This window comes from Pseudomonas sp. SDT291_1_S447 (assembly GCF_054070155.1).
This window is the reverse complement of sequence record NZ_JBSVXS010000271.1, coordinates 1-1088: the sequence shown is the minus strand read 5'-3', so window position 1 is coordinate 1088 and position 1088 is coordinate 1. Positions and strand designations below refer to the sequence as shown.

Genomic DNA, 1088 nt, shown 5'->3' with positions numbered 1-1088 from the left:
GCCGCACACCATCGAACAATTGCAGAAAGTCAGCCTTGACCTGGTGCGCTTCCGGCAAGCGGCGCAGCAGCACGCGGAAACACTGCGCCAAGCTGTGGCGAAGGCTCAGAAAGACAAAAATCTGAAGGCAATGAACGCCATCACTTGGACGCCGCCGGCATGACCTGGGCACCGGTGACAATGCGCTGGCCGGAGCAGGCCACGCAGTGGATGGCCGGGCTGTCAGCGGCCAAGGATCTGGCCGGTGGCGAACTGGCCAGCACCGCCCAGCGCCTGGCTGGCCTGAGTGGACTGGCCAACACCAACCCGGGGCCGGTCGGTGATGCAGCAAAAGGCGCGATCGCGGCCGGACGCGCAGCGCTGGCCGAGCAGATGGGGCAGGTTCCGGCGTGCCTGGTCGTGACGCCATTTCAAAGCGGCGTTGGCCAGGGCGCGGGCTATCAGCGCTTTCTGTCCGCGCCCAACGCGCTGGAGCATCTCGCCAAGAAACTGGAAGACGCCAGCGACAACGGGCGTCCGACTGGGCCGCAATACGCGTTGTCGATCCTGTTCCTGGGCACGCGCCTGGAACAGTTGGCCAGCAGCTTGGCGCGCTTCAATTCACTGCTGCCGATCCCTGACCTGGTACGCACCGAGCGCCGGGCGCAACACCTGGTGAAACTGGAGAGTGAAAAGTGGGAGATCCCCGGCGCCGGAACTCTACCGCGCTGGCAGGGTTTGCCACTGGAGCGTTGCACGGTGGTCAAAGCTGCCAAACAGTCGATGGCGGGGCAGATAGCCGTGCTGGAAGGCTACGCCGCTGACAGCTCGCCGTTGGCCGATCTGGCAGCGCTGGCAGCTCGCAAAAGCGCCCAGCAGCAGGGGCGAGATAAGCAATTGGCTGACCTGAAAGACCTGCTGGCCGGGGGAAACCCTGACGTCAGCGTGCGCGCGCGGCTGATCGGCCCGGGCACTGCCGGCGAACTACGCCGCGAACTGTTGGCCGGCGATGCCCCCGGCCACGAATGGATTCAATGCGCCGGGGTTCTGTTGGTCGGCAGCAAAGAAGGACTGAGCTTTGTGCGTGAACTGGTGGGCCTATGACGCTG

At 65.1% G+C, this 1088-nt stretch carries 1 protein-coding gene; it reads left to right on the top strand.

The window, feature by feature from the left end:
- The first annotated feature begins 159 nt into the window (after window positions 1–159).
- Window positions 160–1083 (top strand): hypothetical protein, encoded by a 924-nt coding sequence (locus ACW9IR_RS29485; protein WP_457466132.1) that lies wholly within the window; start codon window positions 160–162, stop codon window positions 1081–1083.
- Window positions 1084–1088: the final 5 nt, after the last annotated feature.

What these genes read in the sequence shown, in the direction of transcription:
- ACW9IR_RS29485 (WP_457466132.1), top strand. Translation starts at nt 160, where the DNA reads ATGACCTGGGCACCGGTGACAATGCGCTGGCCGGAGCAGGCCACGCAG.